The sequence below is a fragment of the Aeromonas intestinalis genome (assembly GCF_054052485.1).
In genome coordinates, this window is sequence record NZ_JBSTYK010000036.1 from 1 (window position 1) to 612 (window position 612).

At 60.8% G+C, this 612-nt stretch carries 1 protein-coding gene; it reads right to left on the reverse strand.

The genetic code is table 11. From position 1 onward, the window contains the following. Positions 1-612: hypothetical protein (locus tag ACW5W7_RS21280; RefSeq protein ID WP_456503000.1), on the reverse strand; the 612-nt coding region annotated here is incomplete at both ends.

Here is a 612-nt window from a genome sequence, read left to right on the forward strand (position 1 = left end):
CAAAATCGGTGCCCTGCACCTGCAGCCCCAGATTGACGCTGTTGCTGTCCACCGGCTGGTCCAGCACGCCGTCCAGTTGCAGGTGGTATTTGCCGTCCAGATCCAGTGTGACAGTCAAAATCACCTTGCCAGCGCTATCGGACAGGGTGATCACATTGCCATTAACCTGATAGGTAGTGGGTTTGCCGCCGCTGGTGAGGCCATCGAGGCCAGGCTGGCTTGCCTCGAAATTGAGGGAAACCAGGCGGTCGCTGCCCACCTTGACCGGCAGTTGGCCATCCTGGGTCTGGCCTGATGCCCCTTCCTGCAGGCTGATGCCGCTGTCGATGCCCAGATCAGGGTTGACGGAATCAGTGATCACAACGTTGGTATTGCCGTCGATCACCGAGCCGTCACTGTCGGTAACCTGTACCGGCAGGGTCAGGTTCAGATTGTCGCTCGCCCCGTGGTCCAGGTTGGTGTGTACCGTAATGTCGTAGCCAAGGTGCGCTTCGGTCTGGGCCTCGATGCGACCCGGTACATTCGGCAGGGTCACCGTCAACACCAGGGTGCCGCTTGCCGTCACCGCCTGGAAGCTGTGGCCGTTGCTGCCCGGCACTTCCTGCCAGGTGA